At 58.5% G+C, this 3,313-nt stretch carries 4 protein-coding genes; 3 read left to right on the forward strand and 1 reads right to left on the reverse strand.

Going from position 1 to position 3,313, the window contains the following annotated elements:
• The 3 genes from J0A65_RS21845 to J0A65_RS21855 all read left to right on the forward strand — a co-directional run.
• Positions 1-322, forward strand: a 322-nt coding sequence (locus tag J0A65_RS21845) for an SOS response-associated peptidase (protein ID WP_206596438.1), incomplete at its 5' end; no start/stop codon positions are given.
• 217 nt (positions 323-539) lie between these two features.
• Positions 540-1,970, forward strand: a complete 1,431-nt coding sequence (locus J0A65_RS21850) for an amidase (protein ID WP_206596439.1) — start codon at positions 540-542, stop codon at positions 1,968-1,970.
• Positions 1,971-2,300: 330 nt separating this feature from the next.
• A complete protein-coding gene (locus J0A65_RS21855) occupies positions 2,301-2,837 on the forward strand; it encodes an AAA family ATPase (RefSeq protein WP_206596440.1) in 537 nt (178 codons plus the stop codon).
• Positions 2,838-3,097: 260 nt separating this feature from the next.
• Here the strand turns inward: J0A65_RS21855 and J0A65_RS21860 are convergent.
• Positions 3,098-3,313 (reverse strand): hypothetical protein (locus tag J0A65_RS21860; protein ID WP_206596441.1); only part of this gene is annotated, 216 nt, incomplete at its 5' end.

A 3,313-nucleotide genomic window follows, 5' to 3' on the forward strand; every position in this document is an offset into this window, starting at 1 on the left:
AGATGCCAGCATGCTGGCCATCGCCGGGCTGTGGTCAATCTGGACGAGCACCGAAGGCAACCAGGTGCTGTCGTGCGCCCTGCTCACGAAGGAAGCAGCAGGCCCGGTGGCTGCGATTCACCACCGCATGCCGGTGATCCTTGAGCCAGAACAGTTCGACCTATGGCTTTCACCGGCCACCGGCACCGAGGCGGTGCATGCCGCAATATCGGCCAGTCGCGAGGACTTCGAGGCCTATCCGGTCACGACCGAGGTTGGCGACAACCGCAACGACTACTCCGAGCTCCTGAGTCCAGTTGAAGGGTACGATGCCACAACCTGAGGCAGAAAATGGCCAATAGTGGACCTTGATAGAAGGATTCATGAGCGTGCGCCTTCGGTCCCGTACAGCCATCGGCGGTGGCTATGATGTTTACCAACTCCGGACCTTGATGTACCCGCCATATTAAGTGTTACCCGTCGCAAGAGCTGGGTGCAGAGCAGGCATCAGCGGGTAGCCACGCGAACTAACAGACTCTCATTTCTGGAACCTTACCCGTATGCCCAAGAAGTCGCCGTTGGAGCTTGGTCTAAGACAACTATCCCAAGCAATCACTGAACGTCAGTGGAGCGCTCGTGACGTTACCGCGGCGGTCTTGTCTCGAGTGGAAGCGCTCGACTGTGATTTGCATGCCTTCTGTACGCTTGACGAAACAGCAATGGCACAGGCCGAGGATATAGATCGCCGCCTTGGCGAGGGGTTGCCAGTGGGCCCGCTGGCAGGTGTTCCGGTCGCGGTGAAGGATTTGATCTCTACACAGGGTTTGCGGACAACTTTCGGCTCGCGGCTCTACGCTGACTTTGTTCCCGAGCGGGATGACATTGTGGTCGAACGCCTTAAGGCGGCGGGGGCGATCATTATCGGCAAGACGAACACGTCAGAGTTCGGCTACGGTGGCATTGGCCATAACCACGTTTTTCCCACAACACGGAATCCTTGGAATACAGCTTTGACGCCCGGCGGCTCCAGTGCCGGTTCGGCAGCCGCAGTCGCTGCTCGGATGGTTCCGCTGGCCCTGGGAAGCGACGGTGGCGGGTCGATACGCATCCCCGCGTCCTTGTCTGGCGTCTTCGGAATGAAGCCGTCTTGGGGACGTGTCCCGCTTTTTCCGGGGTGCAGGGACGAACGCTATCCCGGTCAGTCTGGCTGGGAGTCGCTTGAACATATTGGTCCGCTGACTCGCACCGCAGCCGACGCAGCATTTGCACTTTCGGTCATCAGCGGCCCTTCTTCTCTCGACAGGTATTCAATTCCGTCTCAAGCCGATGATTGGATTTTGAAGGACCCCGGGACGCTGAAAAACGTCCGCATCGCCTACAGCTGTGATCTTGGTTTTGCAGTCGTCGATCCTGAGGTATGCGCTGCATTCGAAAATGCAATCAAGCAATTGGGGGCGGTGATAGATGCGGTTGAATGCACCCATCCCACCGTTGGCAACACCGAAGGGCTTCTCGACACACTTGTCGCTCTTGAAACGGACAGGGTCGGACTAAAGTCCATGGCATCTGATAGAGGTATCAAATTGGATGGCTGGCTAGGAAGCATTCTTGAACGTACATGGAGTGCAGACCAGTTCACCGCCGCGCTCATGGAGCGGAAGCGAATTATCAACATCACTGCTAAGTTCATGGGGGAATTCGACTTTCTCTTAACTCCGTCTACCGCAACCGGCGCTTTCGCAGCAGACACATACGGCCCTGCGGAAATTGCTGGGCGTTCGCTTCCACCATCTGCATGGGTTCCATTTTCCGCGCTAGCAAACTTCACCGGCCTACCGGCTGCTTCAGTGCCAATTGGCTTCACTACAGATGGCCGTCCAATCGGGCTCCAAGTCATGGGGCGACACCTTGACGACCGGGGTGTGCTGTCATTGTCCGCCGTGATAGAAAAACTCTTTCAGCATGACCGCTGGCCTGGCCCGCCTCTGTGAGCTCGCTGACAATGGGATAACTCACACAAAGGTGGCATCTACGTGCTGCCATCCGGATGGGAAGCCGTTAGTCCGTTTGACACGCTATCTCAGACGAGCCCAAGTTAGATGTCGAATGGCCGTTAGTTGCCCGTCCTCACCGGCTGCAATTGGCCGGAAGCGGCCCCTCGCAAAGGGCTGCTATCGGCCAAAAGCAACCATTCGCACGAGGCCGCTTTCGCCCCATAGCGACGTGCGTTGTCAGCGAGTCGGACTAAGTCAGCAAAGGCGACAAAGAACCCGCCACTGAAACCGGGAGGACAAGCCATGCGCGACAAGGAGGGCACGACCATGAATCACTTCGTCATTATTTCCGGATGCTCAGGAGGCGGAAAATCCACGCTATTGGCAGAACTTCAACGCCGCGGCCATGCGGTGGTCGAAGAGCCGGGGCGACGGGTCGTACAGCAGGAGCTACGTACTGGTGGCCGAGCGCTTCCATGGCTTGATTTGGTCGGTTTCCTACGGCGGCTCATTGCGATGGCGCAGGATGACCATGCTAAGGCTCCGCGTGATAGTAAGCATTGGGTGTTCTTCGACCGCAGCCTCATCGACGCAGCGTCTGCGCTTCAGACCCTGACGAATGAGCCCGCGCTTGCCAGGTTAGGCCAGGCCTGTGACTACAACCCCCAGGTCTTTCTGGCCCCCCCTTGGCCAGAGATTTATGTGCAGGACACTGAAAGGCGCCACGGCTTGGATGCCGCAGTCGGTGAGTTCGAACAGCTGCAACGTGTCTACCCGTTACTAGGCTATACGGTATCGCTGCTGCCCAAAGTCAGCGTGGCAGAGCGTGCTGACTTCGTGCTGAGCACCTTGGCAAGCAACTGAAATGCCCATACAGCTAGCTCCAGCTTGTGCAGGCTGCCCATCCTGCTCTTTCGAGTTATACGGCCAATGGCGGGCATGCAGTGAGTCCGCCCATGGCCGAAAGAGCCCTTCCCGACACAAGGATACCGGCTGAAAGTAGCGCCCTCTTTTGGCTATCTTGCAGGGTCAGCCTGCAGGCTGGCATCTGCTAGGAGTGTTCGCGTTTCTCGCGGCCACCCTCTTCTTTCGAGCTCTAGATTGCTAGAGCCAGTGGGTTGAACCTATCGGCACGCCTCGACAGTAGCCTCTAGTCTCAGCTCGTACCCCTTCCGCTGCAGGCGATCAGCACGCAGCGCGCGCATCTGCTCGGCAATCGAGGCGCCGATGGGAAGCACGTCGACGGCGAACACCGGCCGCTGAACGCGCTCGGTGCGGCACGGGATCTGCACCGGCACCTCGACGCGCACCACCTGCGGCTCGGGTGGCTCAGCCACCTG

Origin of the sequence: Bowmanella yangjiangensis, assembly GCF_017255015.1 — a bacterium.
In the GTDB taxonomy this organism is placed as follows: Bacteria; Pseudomonadota; Gammaproteobacteria; order Enterobacterales; family Alteromonadaceae; genus Bowmanella; species Bowmanella yangjiangensis.